We start from the raw sequence: 22,126 nt of genomic DNA on the forward strand, positions 1-22,126 counted from the left end.
AGATTAGAAGACGATGTGAATTTCAAACATATTGTTTTGAAAACAAAAAATAAATGCATGATAAGGATTGGCGTTGGAGCTTAATCCTTTTTTTTATGGAGGTGTAGAGAATGGCAAGTAGACCTAATACTACACGAGTGATGCCTTTAGTTAAGTACAAGTAAGTTGAGTTATATATAAAATGAAATTATTTCTTGCATTACTATCACTTGAGTGGTAAAGTGATAGTAAGATTAACGCTAGGAAGTGACAAAACATGCGTGATAATACGATAGGATCATTAATATGGTTACGTTTAATACGATTTACGAACCAAAGTAATCAAATGTCAAATGAGTTTTTAAAACGTTTTGATTTAACGACAGCTCAATTTGATGTGCTTTTGCAAATACGTACGTATCAACCACTAACACAAATGGAGTTAGCTGAAAAGGTAACTGTTACACAAGGTGGCATTTCTCGAATGTTAACTCGTCTTGAAAAAGAAGGATATATTGTACGAAAACAAGATTGGAAAACGAAAACAATTAGTCTTACAGAGCAAGGAGAAGCAGCTTTAGAGAGAGCATTGCCAGAGCAACTTGCATTTCAATCATCTTTTTTTGATGATGTATTAAATGAAGAAGAACAGAAAATATTATACGAGCTAATGACAAAAGTTCATAAGCATAGTGAAAAAAAAGAATTACCGAAAGAGTAATTTTTTTTACAACATCAATTGACTAATCAAGTGAAGTTATAGGCAATAGGAAAATACATTTGACTTACAAACATTTTTAAAAGAGAAACTAATAACACTTCATTAAAGGAGAGAGTAATGATGGAAAAATACCGTATGGATACAAATAAAGGGATGGAGTTTGGATTATATTCAATTGGTGATCACGTTTTAAATCCGCATAACGGAGAGAAAATTAGTGCAGAACAAAGAATTCATGAATTAATTGAAACAGCTAAGTTAGCGGATGAAGCTGGACTTGATGTATTTGCTGTCGGTGAAAGTCATCAAACGCATTTTACAACACAAGCTCATACAGTTATTTTAGGAGCTATTGCACAAGCTACGAAAAATATAAAAATTGCAAGTTCAGCAACGATAGTAAGTACATCTGATCCGGTACGAGTATATGAGGATTTTGCTACAATTGACTTAATTTCTAATGGACGTGCAGAAATCGTGGTTGGTCGTGGATCTCGTATTGGGGGATATAGTTTACTTGGTTATGACGTGAATGATTATGAAGAATTATTTGAAGAGAAGATGGATCTTTTATTAAAAATTAATAACGAGGAACATGTAACTTGGAATGGACAGTTCAGAGCACCACTTGCATACGCATCGGTTATTCCAAGAGCGAAAAATAATAATTTACCAATTTGGCGTGCAGTTGGTGGCCCACCAGCTAGTGCGATTAAAGCAGGGCGTGCGGGTGTGCCAATGATGATAACAACACTAGGTGGTCCAGCTATTAACTTTAAAGGATCAGTAGATGCTTATCGTGAGGCTGCTGTACAAAGCGGATTTGATCCAGCTAGTTTACCAGTTGCGACAACGAGTTTATTTTATACGGCAAAAAATTCACAAGATGCACTTAGTGAATATTACCCTCACATTAATGCTGGTATGCTTACACTGCGCGGTGGTGGGTATCCGAAACAGCAATTTACAAATGCAATAGATTACCGTGATGCTTTAATGGTTGGTAGCCCACAACAAATCATTGAGAAAATGCTGTACCAATATGAATTATTTGGCCAACAACGCTTTATGGCACAAATTGATTTTGGCGGTGTACCATTTGATAAAATTGAGAAAAATATTGAATTAATTGCTACTGAAATTTTACCAGCCGTTAGAAAACATACAGCAAAATAAATAAAAAAACTGAGAGTCTAATCGACTTTCAGTTTTTTTTATTTGTTCTGGAAAAATGACAAAAAAATGAACTTTTAGTCGAGGAAGAGGGAAGTTATTTTCTATTTTTGAATAACATTATTTCGAGTTTGAATTTTGAAAATACATTTTTCTCTTGACAAAAAACAAGCGTTTATCGAGGGTGGTTTCGAGGACATTTTTTCGGGTGAAAGTCAAGTGTATGAAGAGAAAAACGATTGTTTTATAGATATAAAAGTAAGAAGTATATTGAAAAAACACATTTTGCTAATGAGAAAAATCTGATTCAAAAAAATGACAAAAGACATATTTCAGACAAAATGATGTCAATAATACGTCAAAAATAACCTGAATTTACTATGCAGGTATATTATACAATTCGATTAACGAATAAAACACTACAGAAATAGTGAAAAGGTAAAAAATAGCATTACAATAGTTTGAAAAACTGAAACTTCATATTTTTCGACAATACATACAAAATGTTTTTGTCTTTTCGTATTTCTTAATAATTGAGTTTGATAAGATTGCTCAATTAACTTTTATTATAAAAACTATGAAGGAAGTGATTTTAGTATGGAAACGCTCGAATTGGCACGAATACAGTTCGCATCAACAACGATTTTCCATTACTTTTTTGTTCCGCTGTCAATTGGTTTAGCTTTTATTATTGCGATCATGCAAACGTTGTATGTGGTAAAAGGGCAAGAAGTATATAAGAAGATGGCAAAGTTTTGGACGCAATTATTCCTTATTAACTTTGCAGTAGGTGTAGTAACAGGGATTTTACAAGAATTTCAGTTTGGTATGAACTGGTCAACGTATTCACGTTTTGTAGGTGATGTATTTGGTCCATCACTTGCAATTGAAGGATTACTGGCATTTTTCATTGAGTCTACATTCCTAGGTTTATGGGTATTCGGTGAGGATAAATTACCGAAGCGAATTCACTTAATGTGTATTTGGCTCCTTTCAATTGGAACGATGTTATCAGCATTCTGGATTTTAACCGCAAGTGCATTTATGCAGTCACCTGTCGGGTATGAAATGGCAGCGGATGGTCGTGCGCAAATGAATGATTTCTTAGCCATTATTCAAAACCCACAACTATGGGTACAATTCCCGCATACAATTACAGCGGCAATTGCAACAGGTGCATTCTTTATTGCTGGTGTAAGTGCATGGAAAATTACAAAAGGACAAGAAACTGTAGTATTTAAAAAATCTTTCCGAATTTCTATCATTGTTGGAACAATTACAACGGCGCTTGTATTATTCTTCGGTCATGCACAAGCGCAACAATTAATTAAGACACATCCAATGAAGATGGCGGCAGCTGAAGCGCTATGGAATACAAGTGAGGATCCAGCACCATTTACAGTATTTTCGAAAATTGATACAGAGAAGAAAGAAAATTCGTTTGAAATTCAAATACCTTATATGCTAAGTCTATTATCGTATGATAAGTTTAGCGGTCAAGTTGAAGGGATGAATCAAATTCAAAAACAATATGAAGAAAAATATGGACCTGGAGATTATATTCCACCAGTGCATACAATGTTTTGGAGTTTTAGAGCGATGGTGATGAGTGGAACATTCATGCTTCTTCTAGGAGCTTACGGATGGTTCTTATCAAGAAAAGATCGTTTAGCGGAAAAAACGTGGTATTTAAAATTAATGGTGTATGCAATTTCTCTTCCATTCATTGGTAATACAGTAGGGTGGATTATGACTGAAATGGGTCGTCAACCTTGGGTAGTATTTGGTGTAATGAAAACAGAAGATGCTGTATCACCAAATGTAACATTCGGTGAAGTATTATTCTCACTTATTTCATTCACATCAATGTATTTAATTATGGGTGGAATTTGTGTGTACTTATTTGTTCGTACCATTAAGGGCCACAAGAATAAGAAAACGAAAAAGGATTATCAAAGCCATGATCCATTTGATAAGGAGGAAGAGTATGTTATCTCTTAATGAGTTATGGTTTTTAGTTATTGCAATCTTATTTGTTGGATTCTTCGTACTGGAAGGTTTCGACTTTGGGGTAGGAATGGTTTCGAGGTTTTTAGGAAAGAATGATTTTGAAAAACGAGTTTACTTAAATACAATAGGACCGTTCTGGCACGCGAATGAAGTATGGCTTGTTTGTGCTGGCGGAGCGATGTTTGCAGCATTTCCGCACTGGTATGCAACTTTATTTAGTGGTTTTTATATTCCATTTGTATTTATGCTTCTTGCTTTAATTTTAAGAGGTGTTTCCTTTAAATTTCGTGCGAAAATAGATAATCATAAATGGAAGAGTGCATGGGATTGGGGGATGTTTATTGGAAGTATGTTACCTCCTATCCTTTGGGGAGTTGCGATTGCAAACTTTATGGTAGGTGTACCTATTGATGAGAGTAAAAATGTTGTAGGTGGATTCTTGCAACTACTTCATCCATTTGCGTTACTTGGAGGAGTAATGTTTCTCCTACTATGTATTGTTCACGGATTACAATTTCTTACGATACGTACAACTGGTAAATTGAGAGAACGTGCACGAATTGCTGCAATAAAAATTGCACCATTTTCATTAATTACACTTCTTGTTTTTGCTGGTGTGGGGTTATGGAAAACCGACATTTTCACTGCTCATGGAACAGAATGGATTATGGTGCCAATCGGAGCTTTTGTAGCACTATTAGTGTCCACTTTATTAAATAAAAGAAGAAGAGATGGTTGGGCTTTCTTTATGACGAGTTTAACAATCATTTTACTAAGTGCGAGTGTATTTATCGGTATGTTCCCACGTGTTATGATTAGCTCTTTAGGAGCAATGAATGATTTGACAATTTACAACGCAGCATCAGGAGCTTATGCATTAAAACTTATGACTTACTTTGCGATTGCTATTTTGCCTTTCGTTATCGGAAGTCAAATATGGAGTTATTATGTATTTAGACAACCTGTTAAGTCAGACAACGATTTGGAGTACTAATGAAAAGAAAAAGAGGACTTCCGTCTTATCCCGGTAGCCGTATTTTATATGTAGCGTTAACGATTATTAGTATTTTAGAAGCTTTTAGTATTATTGCGCAAACAATCTTTTTAGCACGAGCTATTACGTTTTTATTTCATGGAGAGACAGTACAAACAATATTAAGTGAAGTTGTTTATTTTGGTATCGCGTTTGCAGCGCGTCACATAGTAGTCCGAACATCACAAATATTAGTGGAACGTTTTGCCGAAAAAACAGGGTCGTTACTAAGAAAACAATTGATAGAGGCATATTTCACATTAGGTCCAAGGTATGTTCAAACGGTTGGAACTGGTCATCTGGTTACCTTATCAATTGAGGGGATTGAGAAATTTAAAACATATATTGAATTAACGATTCCTAAAATGATTAGAAGCAGTATCGTTCCAGGTCTAATTGTACTATATGTTTTTACGCTAGATATTGAGTCTGGAATCATTTTAGTTGTAACGATTCCTATCGTGATCATATTTATGATTCTTCTCGGATTAGCAGCGCAAAAAATGGCAGATAGTCAGTATGAGATATATCGTGTACTTTCGAACCATTTTGTAGATACGTTAAAAGGTTTAGAAACATTAAAGTATTTAGGGAAAAGTGAACAGCACGAAGGAAAGATTGAAAAAGTAAGTAAAAGATATAGAAAAGCAACGATGCGTACTTTGCGAGTTGCTTTTCTTTCTTCTTTTGCATTAGATTTCTTTACGAGTTTATCAATCGCATTTGTGGCAGTTGGATTAGGGATACGCTTAATAGATGGAACGATTATACTATTACCAGCCCTTACAATTTTGATTTTAGCTCCGGAATATTTTCTGCCGATTAAACAAGTGGGAGCAAATTATCATGCGACATTAGATGGACAAATTGCGATGGAGCAAATAGAAGAGATTTTGCAACAACAAAAAAGAATACAAAAGAAAGATTTAAATGAAGATATAGTATGGAATGCCTCTAGTAGCTTGAAATTACAAGATATTAAAGTTAATAATACTGAATCTGAGAAGGCTATATTAGAAAGGATTAATTTTACTTGGGAAGGTAACGGTGCTATTGGTGTTATTGGTGAAAGTGGTGCGGGGAAATCGACGTTAATCGACGTATTAGCCGGGTTTTTATCTCCTTCGAGTGGAAAGATGTTAGTAAATGGTCTAGAAGTTGATGGATCTACTCGTGAAGATTGGCAAAAAAATATCGCTTATATTCCGCAGCAACCTTATATTTTTCCGCTTTCATTAAAGGATAACATTCGTTTTTATGAGACAAATGCAACAGATGAAGAAGTTGAAAGAGTTATTAATGAAGTCGGCCTGCGTTCACTCGTTACATCACTTCCAAATGGGATGCACGAAAGAATTGGAGAAGGTGGACGTATGCTAAGTGGCGGACAAGAACAGCGTGTTGCTATGGCGCGTGCACTTTTAAGTAAAAAACCAATCATTTTATTAGATGAGCCTACGGCACATCTTGATATTGAAACCGAATTTGAAATAAAGCAAGCGATGTTACGTCTATTTAATGGAAAGTTAGTATTTTTAGCAACCCACCGTCTACATTGGATGAAACAAATGGACCATATCCTTATTTTAAATAAAGGGGAAATGAAAGAAAGTGGGACGTATGAAGAACTTTTAGAGAATGAGACATTACATTTTCATAGGGAAGAGAGGGGAGAGAAATGAGTAACTGGGTTAAACCTTATATAAAACAAAATAAAGGTAGAATGACTTTAACTATTTTCCTTGGTCTTCTTGGAGTTAGTTCAGGAGCGATGTTACTTTTTATTTCAGGTTATTTAATCTCAAAATCTGCCCTTAGACCAGAAAATGTAATGGCTGTATATGTTCCTATTGTTGCAACAAGAGCGTTTAGTATAGGGCAAGCTGTATTTCATTATATAGAGCGCTTAGTCGGACATGATGTCGTACTACGTATATTAGAAAAAATGAGAACGAGGCTATATAGAATAGTAGAACCACAGGCGTTATTTTTCCGTTCTCGATTTCAAACGGGTGATATGTTAGGAGTGTTATCCGAAGATATAGAGCATTTGCAAAACCTATATTTACGTACAATATTTCCTAGCATATTAGCGCTAGTTGTTTATAGTATCTTTGTACTTGTTATCGGTGCATTTGATTTTGTTTTTGCACTTATTGTAGGTTGTATGTTAGCTATTATCGTTTTTCTTCTTCCGTTTGTATCATTACTTTTGATGAAGAAACATCATGTTACTTTAAAGCAAGGCAGAAGTCGTTTGTATCAACAACTGACGGATGCTGTTTTTGGATTATCTGATTGGCAGGCAAGTGGTCGTAAAGGTGAATTTATTAATGAGTATGTAAAACAAAATGATCAGTTGTTAAAAATCGAAAAGAGAGTGAAACGCTGGTATCATATTCGGGACAGTATCATTCAATTAGTAGTAGGTATTGTAGTTATTTCAATGATTATATGGACTGGAAATGAAGCGGCAAGTGAACAAATTGCTCCTACAGTTATCGCAGCTTTCGTATTAATGACTTTATCTGTAACGAACGCGCTTATTCCTATTGCAGATGCTATCGATCGAATACCGTCGTATGTAGAATCTACCCATCGTCTTAATGGCGTAGAAAGTGATAGTGTTTTACATGATGAAACGGATTTGCATGGAGAGAAAGATTATATTGAACCAAAACATGTAGATATTGAACTGAATCACGTATCGTATAGTTATCCAGATAGTAATGAGATTGTATTAAAAGATGTATCATTACAAATAAAAGCAGGGAAGAAAATTGCTATTTTAGGGAGAAGTGGGACAGGGAAATCTACTTTACTAAAATTGTTAACAGGGGCGTTAAGCCCAGTAAATGGCCAAGTTGTACTAAATGGTGAACGAGCTCATACGAGTCTTTTATCTAAATATATTTCTGTATTAAATCAAAAGCCGCATTTGTTTGATACGACAATTGGAAATAATGTACGAATTGGCAAACCAGAGGCGACGGATGAAGAGATATGGAAAGCTTTAGAGAAAGCACAATTAGCTTCACATGTTACTTCTCTTCCAGCCGGATTACAAACAAAAATGCATGAAATGGGAAAGCGGTTTTCTGGTGGGGAAAGACAAAGGGTTGCTTTTGCTAGAACTCTTATGCAAGAAACACCAATTATTGTACTTGATGAACCGACTATCGGTTTAGATCCAAAAACAGAATTGTCTTTAATTGAAACAATGTTTTCTGCAACGGAAGAAAAGACGGTTATTTGGATTACGCACCATCTTGTAGGAATAGAACATGTAGACGAAGTTATATTCCTTGATCGTGGCCAAATTGTCATGCAAGGTAGTCATAAACAACTTCTGAAAGAAAATGAAAAGTATCGTAAACTTTATGAGTTAGATAAAGGAATATAATTTGAATAAGCAATAATTGTAAAAATAGCTAGGCCTAATGGTGGAGCTATTTTTTTTGTTAGATTGCAGGTGTATATGATTGTTACGAATTAAAAATGAATTTCATATTATACATATAATGGAGGGGATGTACATGAAGGAGCAATATAAAATCATTGTTTTAAGTGATGAATTATCAGGGGATAGGATTCGAAATACGTTAGACAAAAATAAATGTAAAACAATAGTTCATGTTGTGGACGTTTCAGATGTTGTTCGTATAGAAAGTTCTTTTCAATATATAGTCATTTGGAGAGGGGACGCAGAAAAACTTACAAATGACTTGATAAATAGGGGCGTGCAAAGTTCAAAAATTATTAATTTAACAAAATACATGTATGAATGGAAGGATAAATTAATTTCTATCTATCAAATAAATCCGGATCTTATGTCTTTATACATTTCTATGAAAAAAGCAAAGAGTGATCCGACGTATGAATTGTTTGCTACCGGTTTGTCTTATCCGCATTGTGGCATAAGTACGGAGCTTCTCTCAAAAAAGTCAATAAAATTAACACTTCCATCGCAAGATCTATACTATGATTATTTAATAGCGTCACAACTTTTATCAAACAATCATTCATTTCAATATTGTTTAATAGGAATAGCCTATTTCTCGTTTTACTTTGATATGTCGTTATCATCTGAATCATATAGAATTCACAAAGTATATTATCCATTGTTTCAAGATGGTCATCATACTGTAGTTCACTCTCCTCTACCCACTGATGGATTCTCCCATCTAAATACTCCGAAACCACTTCTTTCTATTTTTAATTTGCATTTTGAATATATTTTATTAGATGAACTAAAAGATGAATCATTGATACTGCCTTGGATAAATGCTGAATGGAATATCACTCCTCTTCATATTCCTTTTGAAGAACACGGGAAAATAAGAGCAGCTTCACATGCTAAATTGGCGTATCCTCATACTTTAGTTGAAAATAAAATAATTTTTAAAAAATATTTAGAATTACTGTTAAAAAATGATATAAAACCATTAATTGTTGTATTCCCAGTTACTTCACATTATTTCAATTGTAGTAGTAAGAAATTAAAAGAAGATTTTTATAAAGTTATAAATGATTTTCAAACTCAATATTCTTTTCAAATCATAGATCTATTTGATTCGCCATTATTTTGTGATGATGATTTTTATGATAGTGATCATATGAATAAAAAAGGTGCAAATAAAATGTCCGCGTTATTAAATATGTTTATTTAGGAACGAAAAGTATGATATTTTGTTTCATGTTTGCATAAAAGTATATAGGCTCCATACAGTTAAAGTAATGTGATTTTTGTGTCGCGTATATAAATAATATGCGAAGAGGTGAGAGAGTTAAAATGAGAACTCGTATTGAAAGAAATGAAGAGGTGGTAGAGCAACTTCCGTTGGTAAGTGTATTAATTCCTACGTACAATCGTCCTCGTTACTTTGAAAAGGCGTTATGTAGTGTGTTAGAACAAACGTACCCTAATATAGAAATTATAGTTGGAGATGACAGCACGAATGATGAAACAGAAAAAGTGTTACAAAAATACTTATGTGATCATTCAAATATTATTTATATAAAAAATAGATCAACTCTCGGACAATTTGAAAATGCGCTAATGTTATTTAATGAAGCGAACGGTGAATATATAAATTTTTTAATGGATGATGATGTATTTCATGTGAATAAAATTGAAAAAATGATGAAGTATTTTTTCAATGATTTAGATAATGAAATTAAGCTTGTAACATCTCATCGTCAAGTCATTGATGATAAAGGGAAAGAGCTACGACATATTTATTCGACGGTCCGTTTATTTGAAGAAGATACGATTATAGAGGGAACAGAATTAGGAAATAAGGTAATTGTGGATCAAAAAAATTATATTGGAGAACCGACAACAGTTTTATTTCGTAAAAATGATTTACAAGAACCATATGGAATTTTTGATAAGAGGCGGTATTTATGTAACGTAGATATAGCTTCATGGTTATCTTTATTAAGTAAAGGAAAAGCAGTATATATAGCAGAGACGCTTAGTTACTTTCGATTACATCCAGATCAACAGTTAAATGAATCTAATAAAATGATGGATGGGTTAGAAGATTTTTCACACAGTATTATAGCAGGCGAAAAATATGGTTTCTTATCCACTGAAAAAGAGTTAGACAAAGCAATAACTAATTTTCTAGATTATGCAAGAAGGATAGTTCCATCATCGATATTATATACATTAGACTATTACCAAAAAATTAGAGCGAAGAAAATAAACATAGAAAAGAAAAAACAACATATAAATAATAATTCTTCTTTACCGAAAGTAAGTATACTTATTCCTGCGTACAATAGACCTTATTACTTGGAATTAGCACTCAACAGCGCTCTCAATCAAACATATGAAAATATTGAAATTATTATTTCTGACGACAGTACAAATAATGAAGTCAATGCTATGATTCAACCGTATTTACGTGAATATGAGTGTATTACATATGTTAAAAATGAAACGCCGTTAGTTGCCGAAAACTTTAATAAGTGTGTAGAACTTGCGAATGGGGACTATATAAACTTTTTATTAGATGATGATTTATTTCATCATGAAAAGATCGAGAAAATGATAAAATACTTTTTGACGTTAGAAAATATTTCATTTGTGACGTCATATCGTGAACTGATTGATGGGGATGGAGAGGTATTACCACCTTCAACATTAAATATGAAAATCGCGAAAGAAACTACACTTTTTGAAGGAAAAGAATTAGGAAATTATATGTTAAAAAACTTGAAAAATGTAGTTGGTGAGCCGACAACAGTTTTGTTTAATCGGGATTTGTTTGACGGGAAGTTTGGATATTTTAAAGGAAAGGCTTATTCTGCTATTAATGACATCGCAACTTGGCTAGATATGATGAGGAAAGGAAAAGTAGTTTATATACAAGAACCTCTTAGTTATTTTAGACAACATAGTGGACAAAATCAAAAACAAATGCATTTTATTTTAATGACAATTGAAGAGTGGATTGAATTGATTATTGATGCGTATAATAGTGGATTTTTAAGTTCTGAAAGAGATTATAAAGAGAGTTTATCTTATTGTTTAGAAAATGCGGGATTTATAGTTAAGGATGCAGTAAGAAATGGGGAGCTAGATCAAATTTATAATGAAAAGATAAAAAAAGGGTTAAACAAGTTAGTTGCTCATATATTCGAGAAAGAATGTTGTTATTGTCAATATTGCAATCAACAATTTGAAAAATTTTCCCCTTGGCCAGCACATTATGATTTTCCGAAATATAAATTTGAGATGTGGAATAAAGATACAGGTATATGTCCAATTTGTAGTTCGATGGATCGTGAAAGATTGTATCGGGTGTACATTGAAACGGAAACGGACTTGTTAAGTAGAAACTATACTATGCTTCATATTGCACCTGAAGCGAAATTAAGAGATTGGTTTAACGAGTATAAAAATATTACGTATGTATGTGGTGACTTAGAACCGAAGGATCCATTAATGAAGGAAATTGATGTTACAAGAATTACATATGATAGTAATACTTTTGATGTAATATTATGTAGCCATGTGTTAGAACACGTTCCTGCTGATGATAAAGCAATGCGAGAGTTATATAGGGTTCTAAAGCCAGGTGGATGGGGAATTATTCAAGTACCAATCGTAATGAATGTGGATTCTATTATAGAGAATGAATTAATTGTAACTCCACAATTAAGGAAATTAGCTTTTGGTCAAGAAGATCATGTGAGAATTTATAATCAATCAGGATTTATTCAACGATTAATGAATGCAGGATTTAAGGTAGAATTATATAACATAGCGGAAAAACAAGGAATGAAAAGCGCTAGGAAATTTGGATTATCTGAAACAGATATGCTCTATATTGTCCGAAAATGATAGGAAGGAATAGATAGATATGGAGAATATTCCTTTTTTACGTGCTTCAACTGTACCTGTAAGTGAGTATTTGGACGAATTGAAGGAAATTGATACATCTCACATATATACGAATTATGGACCTATAAATCAACGTTTTGAGGAAACAATTATGTCGTCATTTTTTCAAAAAAGGGGAGCTGTTACAACAGTAGCAAACGCAACGTTAGGGTTAATGGCGGCTATTCAACTAAAGAAAAGAAGAAAGGGAAAGTATGCTCTCATGCCTAGCTTTACATTCCCTGCGACTGCCTTAGCCGCTATTTGGTGTGGATTGGAACCTTACTTTATTGATATTTCAATAGATGATTGGTATATGGATAAAACCGTACTTTTGCATAAGATAGAAGAATTAAAAGAAGAGGTTGCGATTGTTGTCCCGTACGCCACTTTTGGATCATGGATGAACTTAGAAGAATATGAAGAATTAGAGAAGAAGGGGATTCCGGTTGTCGTAGATGCGGCGCCGGGATTTGGTTTAATGAATGGAGGGATGCATTACGGTCAAGATTTTAGTGGAATGATCGTATATAGCTTTCATGCAACAAAACCGTTCGGAATTGGTGAAGGAGGGCTCATATATAGTAAAAACGAAGAAGATATACAACGTATTAAAAGAATGGGGAATTTCGGATTTGATAAAAATCGTGAATGTACGATGATGGGGTTTAATTGTAAAATGTCTGAATACGCAGCAGCTATTGGGATTGCGACTATAAAAAAGTGGGATCAAAAATTAAAAGAACGCACCCTTATTTCTGAATGGTATAAACAGTTGTTACAAAATACTGGGTTAATGAAAAAAGGGTGGAAAGTCCAAAAGACAGAAGCAGTTATTCACCAATTTATGCCTATCATTTGTCCAGAAGAAGTTCGCAACATACAAGTAATAGAAGAACTGAAAAAACAGAAAATAGAAGCTAGATTATACTTTTCACCATCTTGCCACCAACAAGTTCTTTTTAGAAACTATAAGTCTACAGATTTAACAAAAACGAATAAAATAGCAAAACGAATCGTAAGTTTACCTTTATGGGAAGGAATGACGGAAGAAATAGTAGAACAAATTGTAAGCTGTTTAGGGCAGAAGGTGGTTTGGGCAGATGAATAGTTTTTATAGCCAAGAAGAACTAAAGAAAATTGGATTTTTATCTGTTGGGAAAAATGTATTGGTTAGTAAAAAAGCAAGTATATATAATCCGAGTGCTATATCAGTAGGTAATCATGTAAGAATTGATGATTTTTGCATTTTAAGTGGTAAGATCACAATTGGAAGTTATTCGCACATATCAGCGTATACAGCGTTATATGGAGGGGAAGTTGGGATTGAAATGCATGATTTTGCAAATATCTCAGCTAAAACAATCGTATATGCAGTACTTGATGATTTCAGTGGAAATACATTAATGGGGCCAACCGTCCCAAATCAATATAGGAATGTGAAAGCAGAAAAAGTTATTTTAAAAAAACATGTGATTATTGGTGCTAATTCTATTATTTTTCCAAATGTAACTGTAGGAGAAGGTACGGCAGTCGGCGCGATGAGTATGGTAAAAGAGAGTTTAGATGATTGGTATATTTATGCTGGAGTTCCCGTAAGAAAAGTAAAGCCTCGTCAAAAAAAGATGCTAGAGTTAGAAATTGATTTTTTAAAAAGCATTCATTCTTAACAAAAAAGAATGAATGCTTTTTATTTTTATCCCGCTATTTGCCGAGCAGTAAAACCCCATCTCAAAATTGAGTGAAAGGAATGAAGTTAGGTTGGGGCCTTGTTGCCAGTAAAAAACGATTGGTGAGGGCTAATTAAAGTTTCACTTTATGATGGAGCAGAGAGTATCTTAACTTATTATGTTTTAAATTTTGCTGACCAAGGCAATACTGAGCCATAGTGAATGTAAAGTTGGAGGGCGAGCGTATATGTTTGATGAGGATGGGATTGTTTTAATTATGGAACCAGCTGATGAAAGAAACTTGAGGAGATTTATTTTTTCAGTGCCAAAGTCAGTGTATGAAAAGAAAGGGCTTACATTACACTATGGAACAGCTATAGGACAAGGATATATGGATATAATTGAAGATATTATAAGCGTACATATAGAAATAGATGTTGTAACGATAATAGGGCATGTAAGAGGATAAATAGCTATTTGAAAAAGGTTATAAACAATTTAGCTAGAAGTTATGTATAGAGAAAATTACAGACGATGATAAAGACGAAGGGAGTCTAAAATGAAAATAAAATCAATTTTATTAGTATTTATAGTTTCAATTGGTTTAATGGGATGTTCAATAGTGGAAGAAGGAAAGAACTCCATAGATTATGCTCAAAAGGCGACAGACTATGTAAATGAAATAAGTGCATTTGCAAATGATGCACCAGCATTAGCAGAAAAGGCCGTCAATGATAGTGAGGCTCGAAAAGAATTAGAAACGAAGCTTAGTGAAATTAAACAAGATATACCCGCATTCAATGAATTAACGCCACCTGATGTAGCAAAGGATCTTCATCAACAAATCGTCGGATATAACGAAAAGTTAAATACGTTAATTGATACGGCGATGACAAAGATAGAAGAAGGGAAAGTGGATGTAGAGCAATTTAAAAACTCTGAGCTTATGCAGACGGTAGATCAAGTTCGAGATTTGAAAGATAAAGTGCAAAATTTAGGTCAATAGTAAAAAGCTCCGTTTGTGATAAACGGAGCTTTTTACTATTGGATACAATAAACGATTACACCAACGATAATAATCATGTTGCCGATGAGTTTACGTTTCGTTATTTTTTCTCCTAGGAAATACCAACCAAAAATTAATATGATGATATAACTTAAGGATTCTAATGCTGATGCTTGTTTTAATGCCATGCCCTTCATGGCGATAACATTTAATCCGGCGTTAATTACAAATAAAGAGTAGCCGATAATAACATAAGGATTCACATATTCTTTTATTCTAGAATCGTATTGTTGCAAAGTAGCTTTTTTTAATAATATTTGTGAGTAATTAGCTAAAATTATCCCGAAAATAAATAATAACATATAACTATTCATCTTTTGTCACCACCACAATTCCGACGATAATAATAGCTGCACCAAGTAGATGATTCCACTGAATCGTATCTCCAAATAGAAATACTGACCAAAGCATTGACCACAGTATAATAATCCCGCGATGTGAATATGCTTTTGAAATTTCGAAATGTTTAATTACTTGTTGCCATAAAATTGCATATCCGAATAAAAGTATAACTAATCCGAAATAAGCAACAAAAAATGAGATGGAAGCAATGGGGAATTTAGCTGCCCATTTCATGTAAACCATAATGATAGAATATATCAAAAAAGCTACATGTAAAAATACGTAATTTTTAATAGTTGGTTTCATTTATTCACTCTCTTTTACATATAAATATATATTTATATCTATCTTTTCCTAATAATAGATATTGGAACGTATTTTGTTTAATCTTTCACATTCCAAAGTATATAGTATCATGGCTTTTATTGTAAGACAATAGAAGCCATGCATTCATTTTTTCCAAGGTTCTACAATATGTATCGTTTTATTTGTTGCATCCAACTCTACTTGAACACCGATAGGCATGGTAATCATTGGATGTGTATGACAACAATCGAAGTCAGCTAGAAAAGGAATTCTTTGATTTTGAAGTACTTCTAATAGTATTTCAAAAGGTTTTCGATTTGTACCACAATCATCAAATTGCTCATGTTTTCCAAGAATGATACCTGAAATTTTATCGAATACACCGTTAATTTTAAGTAATGAAAAGCTTCTTTCAATAGTAGCTGCATCTTTTGAACTGTCCTCAATAAAGAGAATGTCACCTTCTTGAATATGTGGCATATAGGGGCTACCCCAAATTCCTTGTATCGTGTTTAAATTCCCGCCAATAATACGCCCGGTAGCTTTTCCATCAATTACTGAAATCCAATCGTTTGGTCGAAGTTCTTTCTCCTTTGTCTTTTCTTCCCAATTAATAAATTCATCTGACCAAAATAATGGTTGTTTTATATGATAAGGAAGAGAATGATCATGTAGTAAAGTTTCAGCGAAATATTTGTATGTGCAATCAACAAAAGGTTCAAATTCGCCAAAGGAAGGGACGAGAGCTGGTCCATAAAATGTAGGGATTCCTGTTTTGGCGTAAATTGCTAGTAATAAAGCAGTTGCATCTGAATACCCAATCATTATTTTAGGGTTCTTTAGAAAAGCATCATAATCAATATAAGGTAATATTGAATTTGAATTCACCCCACCAATTGTTGACATAATACAAGAAATATTAGGATTTCTTATTAAGACATTTAGCTCCTCAGCACGCTCTTGTATACTACCAGAACGATAAAAATCATATCGACCTGTTAATGAACCTTCTAATATATGAAACCCTTTCTGTTGTAAGTAAGATTTTGCTCGTTCAAATCTCTTTGGTGAAGTGTAGGTTACTGGTGAAGAAGGGGAGTAGATCCCAATTGTGTCTCCGTATTTTAATGATTTTGGAAGTAGCATTTGTATGAATCCCTTCTATTAAATAGTTTATCTCGCTATTTGACGGGTAGCCCGATTGGGGGCTGATTAAAGTTTCGCTTTATTTACGAGATTTTATTATTGAATATTCTTACGTTTCAACATTGTAAGTTTAACATAAGTAAATTAAAATAATCATTGCTGTACTATGAATAAATATACCTTTTACCTTGACTATATAAAGGAATTGTTGTTAAGGTTAAATGTGAGTGTATAAAAGGTTTGCTAAAGGAGTTTTGAAATGAATCGGTTAAAATGGGGAAGGATGACAGTCCTATTAGTCATTATTTTAGGGATATGTTGGTTCTTATTCCAAGGAAATCAAAAAAGCGTAGCGAATGTAGAAGGACAACCTTTGCAAGTGGCAGAACTACCTAAAGCAGGATTTACTGAAAAAGTAGTCCCGCCAAAGTACATCCCACCAGAAATTAACGCAAAAGCAGCTATGATTATCGATGCGAGTGATGGAGATATTATTTATCAATATAATGAAAATGAAGCTTTTGCACCGGCTAGTATGTCTAAGATGATGACAGCGTATCTTCTACTAGAGAGTATACATAACGGGAAAGTTCGCTGGGAAGATCCAGTGAAAATGAGTGCGAAGGCGGCACAAACAGAGGGAGCGAGAATCCCAGTACAAGTTAATGACACATTAACTGTTAAAGATTTATATCATGCATTAATGATTGAGTCAGCTAATAATTCAGCTGTGGCTTTAGCAGAACATATGGCAAAATCGGAGAAAGATTTCGTTCAGCTTATGGATGCAAAAGCGAAACAGTTAAAAATGTCGGAACATGCTAAATTTGCAAATGCGTCTGGATTACAAGAGCCAGATGGAAGTGAAACAAAAATGACGGCTGCTGATGTAGCGCAATTGGCGTATCATCTTATAAAAGATTATCCGGAAATATTAGAAGTGACTCACTTACGCCAAAGTCAGCTAGCATTTAATAATATTAATGTTATAAGCACAAACGACATGTTAAATAGAAATAATAAAAGTTTATATATAGAAGGAATGGACGGACTAAAGACTGGATTTACAGATAGTGCAGGATACTGTTTTACTGGGACTGCAAAGCAAGGTGATAATCGAATTATCACAGTGGTCATGGGGACATCAAATAAAACAAAACGTTTTACAGAGACAAATAAGTTAATGTCGTATGCATTTGGATTAGTTAATTAAGTAAGTAAAATACGAATCTAAATCGCTACATAAGTAAGACTGTTTGTTGTTACTAATTTTAGATAACAACAAACAGTCTTTTTATTTTTATTTTAAAAAGGAAAAAGCTTCTAAATATAAGTGTTATTATTTGAGTTTGTTTGTTGCTGTGATATTATAAAGTTATAAGCTTATTAATAATAAGTTTGAGGGGCGTAATATGATATATACATATGAAATAGCCTCAATTGAAAATTGGAGGGAATTATGATGGCAAAAGATTTTTACTCAGCAATTGAAGACAGAAGATCTATTTATGCAATTAGTAAAGAGCAAGTAGTTTCTGATGAGAAAATTCAAGAAGTGATTTATCATGCTGTAAAACATACACCTTCAGCTTTTAATTCTCAAAGTGCTCGCGTTGTTGTTTTATTAGGAGAACAACATGATAAATTATGGGATATTACGAAAGAAACGTTACGAAAAATTGTACCTGAAAATAACTTTGCACCTACTGAAGAAAAAATGAATGCATTTAAAAATGGTTATGGAACGGTTTTATATTTTGAAGACAGTGAAGTAGTGGAAAGCCTTCAAGCTAACTTTGCATTATATAAAGATAATTTCCCAACTTGGTCTCAGCAATCATCAGGAATGTTACAATTTGCAATTTGGACAGCTTTAGAAATTGAAGGGTTTGGTGCTACGTTACAGCATTACAATCCGCTAATTGATGAAGAAGTGAGAAAAGAGTGGGATGTTCCAGAGAATTGGAAACTTATTGCACAAATGCCATTTGGTAAACCGGTAGTACAGGCTGGTGAAAAAGAATTCCAACCGCTAGAGGACCGTGTGAAAATTTATAAATAATTTGATAAAAGGTGAACAGGAATATAACCTGTTCACCTTTTTTATACGTAATAAGGTTTTTTTGTCCGGCATTTTTCATCTGATTTTTTAATTCATTTTTACGTGTTTCAATAGCTGATACTTTTTGTAATGTTATCATTGAAACGAATTGAATAAAAGCATAGTATAGCTCTATGTTTTTTTGTATTGGATCATCTATTATATTTCTCACAAATATGCCTCCTCTTTTTATTCCAATAAAACTCCGTATTAATGGGCAGCCCGAGTGGTGAGGGTTAATAATTAGCGGAGGATGTATAAAACCCTTACTGATTAAAGTTTCATTTTATAAGGGAATGAAACTTTAATCAATTCGCTAAAATTCTTTTTTATTAAGATATGTATATAATACTATAAATATCCTATAAATTCCATTATGGGAAAAAGAGAACAATTGATATAGTGTGTGTTTTCTTTAAAGGAGAAATGGCTTTTTTGAAATAAATCTTACAATTCGTCAAATTATTTCAAAAATGTAGATAGTATAGAAATTTAGTTTTCTAAAAATATTATACTATTGATAAATAGAGTGATTTTTGTCATGATGAAAGTATACTTCATGTAAGGAGCTTTATAAGGAAATACATACTTGAGTTTGTATTAGGTTAATAGAATTTTTTATAAAAGATAGAAAAGGGATGTTTTATATTGAGATATTAAATGAAATGTCGAATTTTCATGCGATATATGAGAAATTTGAAAAAATCATTGCAAAAACACTGTGTTTAATGATAAAGTTCACATGAAGTTCACACGGATTTCACTTCGTTCATTTAAAATGAACTCTGTGTGAAAAATAAAACTCTTGCTAAAAAATGGAACTGGATGAATATTTTACTTTGATAATATTGTAAAGTATTAAGTTTTAATTTTTTTTTAAGAGGATAGTAGGGAAAGGAAGTAAAGACAACTTATGAAAAAAGTAATTGCAGGTTTAGCAGCAGCTTCTGTAGCTGGCGTTGCAGTTCCAGGAATGGATTCTGCTCATGCACAAGTTTCAAATGAAGCGCTAAAAGAAATTAATGGACAAACTCAAACTCAAACTCAAACGACTGTAACTGAAACAAAAACTGTAGAAACAACTTCTGAATTAAAATACACAGTAACTGCTGATGTATTAAATGTTCGTTCAGGTGCTGGTACAGGACATAACGTTATTTCTAAAGTAAAATCAGGCCAAGTGCTACAAGTAGTTGGACAAGAAAATGGTTGGTTCAAAGTAAACGTAAATGGTCAAACAGGTTATGTAAGTGGTGACTTCGTAACGACTGGTGGCAAAACAGGAACGACTGTTCAACAAGGAACAGGTACTTACACAGTAAACGTTTCTTCACTTAACGTACGTACAGGCCCAAGTACATCTCATACAGTATTAGGTTCTGTAAATAAAGGTAAAACAGTACAAGTTGTAGGTGAAGTACAAGATTGGTTTAAAATCAACTTCAATGGTGGAACTGGATACGTAAGCAAAGACTTCGTAACAAAAGGTGGTTCTGCTGTATCTAACCAAACACAACAACCAACTACAAACAACAATACTACAACAGTTCAAACTGGTGGTTCTTATGTTGTTAACACTGGTGCTTTAAAAGTACGTACAGGCCCAGCTACATACAACGCTGTAATCGGTGGAGTAACAAATGGTAAAGTATTAAACGTTACTGGCGCTGAAAATGGTTGGTACAAAATTAACCATAACGGCCGCACAGGTTACGTAAGTGCAGACTTCGTTAAGTTTGTAAAAGGCGGAGTAAACAACGTTACAAATAACAATAATGTTACAAATAACGTTCAACAACCAGGTAAAGACGTACAAAAACCAACAACAGGTGGAGATACATCTTCAATCGCTGGATTCGCTAGATCTTTAAATGGTTCACCATACAGAACTGCTGGTACAACACCTGCTGGTTTTGATTGCAGTGGATTCATTCACTACGTATTAAATCAAACTGGTCATAAAGGCGCTCGTCAAACAGTTGCTGGATACTGGAGCTCTAAAACAAAAACTAGCAATCCACAACCAGGTGATTTAGTATACTTCCAAAATACTTATAAATCAGGTCCTTCTCACATGGGTGTTTACTTAGGAAACGGTCAGTTCATTAGTGCAGAAACAGATGCAACTGGTGTACGTATTAGTTCTGTAAGTAATTCTTACTGGAGCAAGCACCTATTAGGTTACACAAAAGCATACTAAGAAAAAGTAGTTTTATATACTTTTCGTATAGAGAAAAGGCTTTCCAAGGAAATTTGGGAAGCCTTTTTATAGTTGAATAAATTGGAAGTTTAATAGTTTTTATTTTAACTTTCCATTTAAAAATCGATCATATAAGTCATGGAAATAGTTAGGACGAAATAAGTTAGCTGCATGTCCCGCTAACGGTATTTCCTTATATAGAACGTTAGGTAAAATAGATTTTAAATCAAATAGACAAGATTTATAGAGATGATCATGCTCTCCCATTACCCATAGTATAGGGTGAGGAAGTGATTTTAATTTAGATTTTAAATCGAATTCTAACCTATGTCGTAATGACTGGGCAATTATGGATGAATGTAATTGTAATCCGAAACGGTAGTAAATATTTCTTGAAATGACTGCGAACGGATTTGCTTTTAGTATACCACTTGGAAAAATAGTATTTGCGTATTGAGAGAGCCATTTAGAGTATTCATCTCCTCGCTTCTCCCAAAAATTTTGAAATACATTATATAAACGAGAAGGGTTATTGTAATGTCCTCCAATATGACAAATACTTAATACTTTTTCTGGATGCATTTGTGCAAAAATTGTAGAGATGTAACAGCCGTAACTTAGCGCACAAATATGTGCTTTTTTAATATCTTCTTGTTCATATAAGTTTAATAATTGATCTACGAGGCGCTGTAATGAAAAGTCGATTGCTTCTCCTTTATCATCACCGTGACCTAATAAGTCATAAGTTATAATGTTGTAGGAGGCAGAAAAACGTTTTTGCTCCTTTTTGAAGGCGCGACGATTGCCAACTAATCCATGAATAAAAATAATTGTTTCCTTTTCAGAATGTATATTTGTTTGCAAAAAGGATACTCCTTTCACTAACTGGAGATTTATATCGTGTTTTAAATTATTTATCTATAATTTACATAGAATAATATTAAGTACCAGGTAATAATATCAGATGTTTATATCTGTTGTAAAGA

The 22,126-nt window shown here is 33.4% G+C and carries 19 protein-coding genes and 1 pseudogene; 15 read left to right on the forward strand and 5 right to left on the reverse strand.

All coding sequences use genetic code 11. The features are described from left to right. Positions 1 to 256 precede the first annotated feature (256 nt). From ACTFRH_RS05735 to ACTFRH_RS05790, 12 genes are all read left to right on the forward strand, one after another. Positions 257 to 700: a MarR family winged helix-turn-helix transcriptional regulator gene (locus ACTFRH_RS05735; RefSeq protein ID WP_001205522.1), complete on the forward strand. Its 444-nt coding sequence runs from the start codon at positions 257 to 259 to the stop codon at positions 698 to 700. 120 nt (positions 701 to 820) lie between these two features. Continuing rightward, a complete protein-coding gene (locus ACTFRH_RS05740; protein WP_000417563.1) occupies positions 821 to 1,876 on the forward strand; it encodes an LLM class flavin-dependent oxidoreductase in 1,056 nt (351 codons plus the stop codon). A gap of 594 nt (positions 1,877 to 2,470) precedes the next feature. After that, positions 2,471 to 3,874, forward strand: coding sequence for a cytochrome ubiquinol oxidase subunit I (gene cydA / locus ACTFRH_RS05745; protein ID WP_000448869.1), 1,404 nt, complete (start codon positions 2,471 to 2,473; stop codon positions 3,872 to 3,874). After that, positions 3,861 to 4,877, forward strand: a complete 1,017-nt coding sequence (cydB, locus tag ACTFRH_RS05750; RefSeq protein ID WP_000950083.1) for a cytochrome d ubiquinol oxidase subunit II — start codon at positions 3,861 to 3,863, stop codon at positions 4,875 to 4,877. Before cydA ends, cydB begins: the two co-directional genes overlap by 14 nt. Continuing rightward, entirely contained in the window at positions 4,877 to 6,598 is a 1,722-nt protein-coding gene (gene cydD / locus ACTFRH_RS05755) for a thiol reductant ABC exporter subunit CydD (RefSeq protein ID WP_000824032.1), read from the forward strand. The genes cydB and cydD overlap by 1 nt, the downstream gene beginning before the upstream one ends. Further along, positions 6,595 to 8,319: a thiol reductant ABC exporter subunit CydC gene (cydC, locus tag ACTFRH_RS05760; RefSeq protein WP_000073651.1), complete on the forward strand. Its 1,725-nt coding sequence runs from the start codon at positions 6,595 to 6,597 to the stop codon at positions 8,317 to 8,319. Before cydD ends, cydC begins: the two co-directional genes overlap by 4 nt. Before the next feature lie 133 nt (positions 8,320 to 8,452). Beyond that, entirely contained in the window at positions 8,453 to 9,586 is a 1,134-nt protein-coding gene (locus ACTFRH_RS05765; RefSeq protein WP_000664246.1) for a hypothetical protein, read from the forward strand. 122 nt (positions 9,587 to 9,708) lie between these two features. Next, a complete protein-coding gene (locus ACTFRH_RS05770) occupies positions 9,709 to 12,270 on the forward strand; it encodes a glycosyltransferase (RefSeq protein WP_001260408.1) in 2,562 nt (853 codons plus the stop codon). 19 nt (positions 12,271 to 12,289) lie between these two features. Then, positions 12,290 to 13,420 (forward strand): DegT/DnrJ/EryC1/StrS aminotransferase family protein, encoded by a 1,131-nt coding sequence (locus ACTFRH_RS05775; RefSeq protein WP_000427962.1) that lies wholly within the window; start codon positions 12,290 to 12,292, stop codon positions 13,418 to 13,420. Then, the gene (locus ACTFRH_RS05780; RefSeq protein WP_001084185.1) at positions 13,413 to 13,979 is read left to right on the forward strand and encodes an acyltransferase; all 567 of its coding nucleotides are present in this window, start codon (positions 13,413 to 13,415) and stop codon (positions 13,977 to 13,979) included. The genes ACTFRH_RS05775 and ACTFRH_RS05780 overlap by 8 nt, the downstream gene beginning before the upstream one ends. A 247-nt stretch (positions 13,980 to 14,226) precedes the next feature. Beyond that, positions 14,227 to 14,448 (forward strand): hypothetical protein, encoded by a 222-nt coding sequence (locus ACTFRH_RS05785; protein ID WP_000459099.1) that lies wholly within the window; start codon positions 14,227 to 14,229, stop codon positions 14,446 to 14,448. A 90-nt stretch (positions 14,449 to 14,538) separates the two neighbouring features. Next, positions 14,539 to 14,985: a DUF6376 family protein gene (locus tag ACTFRH_RS05790; protein WP_000695203.1), complete on the forward strand. Its 447-nt coding sequence runs from the start codon at positions 14,539 to 14,541 to the stop codon at positions 14,983 to 14,985. 35 nt (positions 14,986 to 15,020) lie between these two features. Here the strand turns inward: ACTFRH_RS05790 and ACTFRH_RS05795 are convergent, their stop codons facing one another. The 3 genes from ACTFRH_RS05795 to ACTFRH_RS05805 all read right to left on the reverse strand — a co-directional run bounded on the left by ACTFRH_RS05795 (position 15,021) and on the right by ACTFRH_RS05805 (position 16,839). Next, the gene (locus ACTFRH_RS05795; RefSeq protein ID WP_001089868.1) at positions 15,021 to 15,359 is read right to left on the reverse strand and encodes an EamA family transporter; all 339 of its coding nucleotides are present in this window, start codon (positions 15,357 to 15,359) and stop codon (positions 15,021 to 15,023) included. Beyond that, positions 15,352 to 15,693, reverse strand: coding sequence for an EamA family transporter (locus ACTFRH_RS05800; RefSeq protein WP_000805125.1), 342 nt, complete (start codon positions 15,691 to 15,693; stop codon positions 15,352 to 15,354). The genes ACTFRH_RS05795 and ACTFRH_RS05800 overlap by 8 nt, the downstream gene beginning before the upstream one ends. Before the next feature lie 144 nt (positions 15,694 to 15,837). After that, positions 15,838 to 16,839 carry a S66 family peptidase gene (locus tag ACTFRH_RS05805; protein ID WP_000926323.1) on the reverse strand — a complete coding sequence of 334 codons (1,002 nt, stop codon included), beginning with the start codon at positions 16,837 to 16,839 and terminating at the stop codon, positions 15,838 to 15,840. A gap of 259 nt (positions 16,840 to 17,098) precedes the next feature. On the opposite strand from ACTFRH_RS05805, the gene ACTFRH_RS05810 reads away from it, so the two are divergent. Then, complete coding sequence (locus ACTFRH_RS05810) at positions 17,099 to 18,052, forward strand: D-alanyl-D-alanine carboxypeptidase family protein (RefSeq protein WP_001080880.1); 954 nt, start codon at positions 17,099 to 17,101, stop codon at positions 18,050 to 18,052. A gap of 246 nt (positions 18,053 to 18,298) precedes the next feature. Beyond that, entirely contained in the window at positions 18,299 to 18,901 is a 603-nt protein-coding gene (locus ACTFRH_RS05815) for a nitroreductase family protein (protein ID WP_198140398.1), read from the forward strand. Between the two features lie 41 nt (positions 18,902 to 18,942). Here the strand turns inward: ACTFRH_RS05815 and ACTFRH_RS05820 are convergent. Beyond that, a pseudogene (locus ACTFRH_RS05820) lies at positions 18,943 to 19,112 on the reverse strand (DNA mismatch repair protein MutT). Positions 19,113 to 19,853: 741 nt separating this feature from the next. On the opposite strand from ACTFRH_RS05820, the gene entFM reads away from it, so the two are divergent. Next, positions 19,854 to 21,140, forward strand: a complete 1,287-nt coding sequence (entFM, locus tag ACTFRH_RS05825; RefSeq protein WP_000755516.1) for an enterotoxin EntFM — start codon at positions 19,854 to 19,856, stop codon at positions 21,138 to 21,140. 99 nt (positions 21,141 to 21,239) lie between these two features. On the opposite strand, the gene ACTFRH_RS05830 is transcribed toward entFM, so the two are convergent. Continuing rightward, positions 21,240 to 22,004 (reverse strand): alpha/beta fold hydrolase, encoded by a 765-nt coding sequence (locus tag ACTFRH_RS05830; protein WP_001194303.1) that lies wholly within the window; start codon positions 22,002 to 22,004, stop codon positions 21,240 to 21,242. Positions 22,005 to 22,126: the final 122 nt, after the last annotated feature.

It is taken from the genome of Bacillus cereus group sp. MYBK216-1 (assembly GCF_051916495.1).
Taxonomy (GTDB): Bacteria; Bacillota; Bacilli; order Bacillales; family Bacillaceae_G; genus Bacillus_A; species Bacillus_A thuringiensis_K.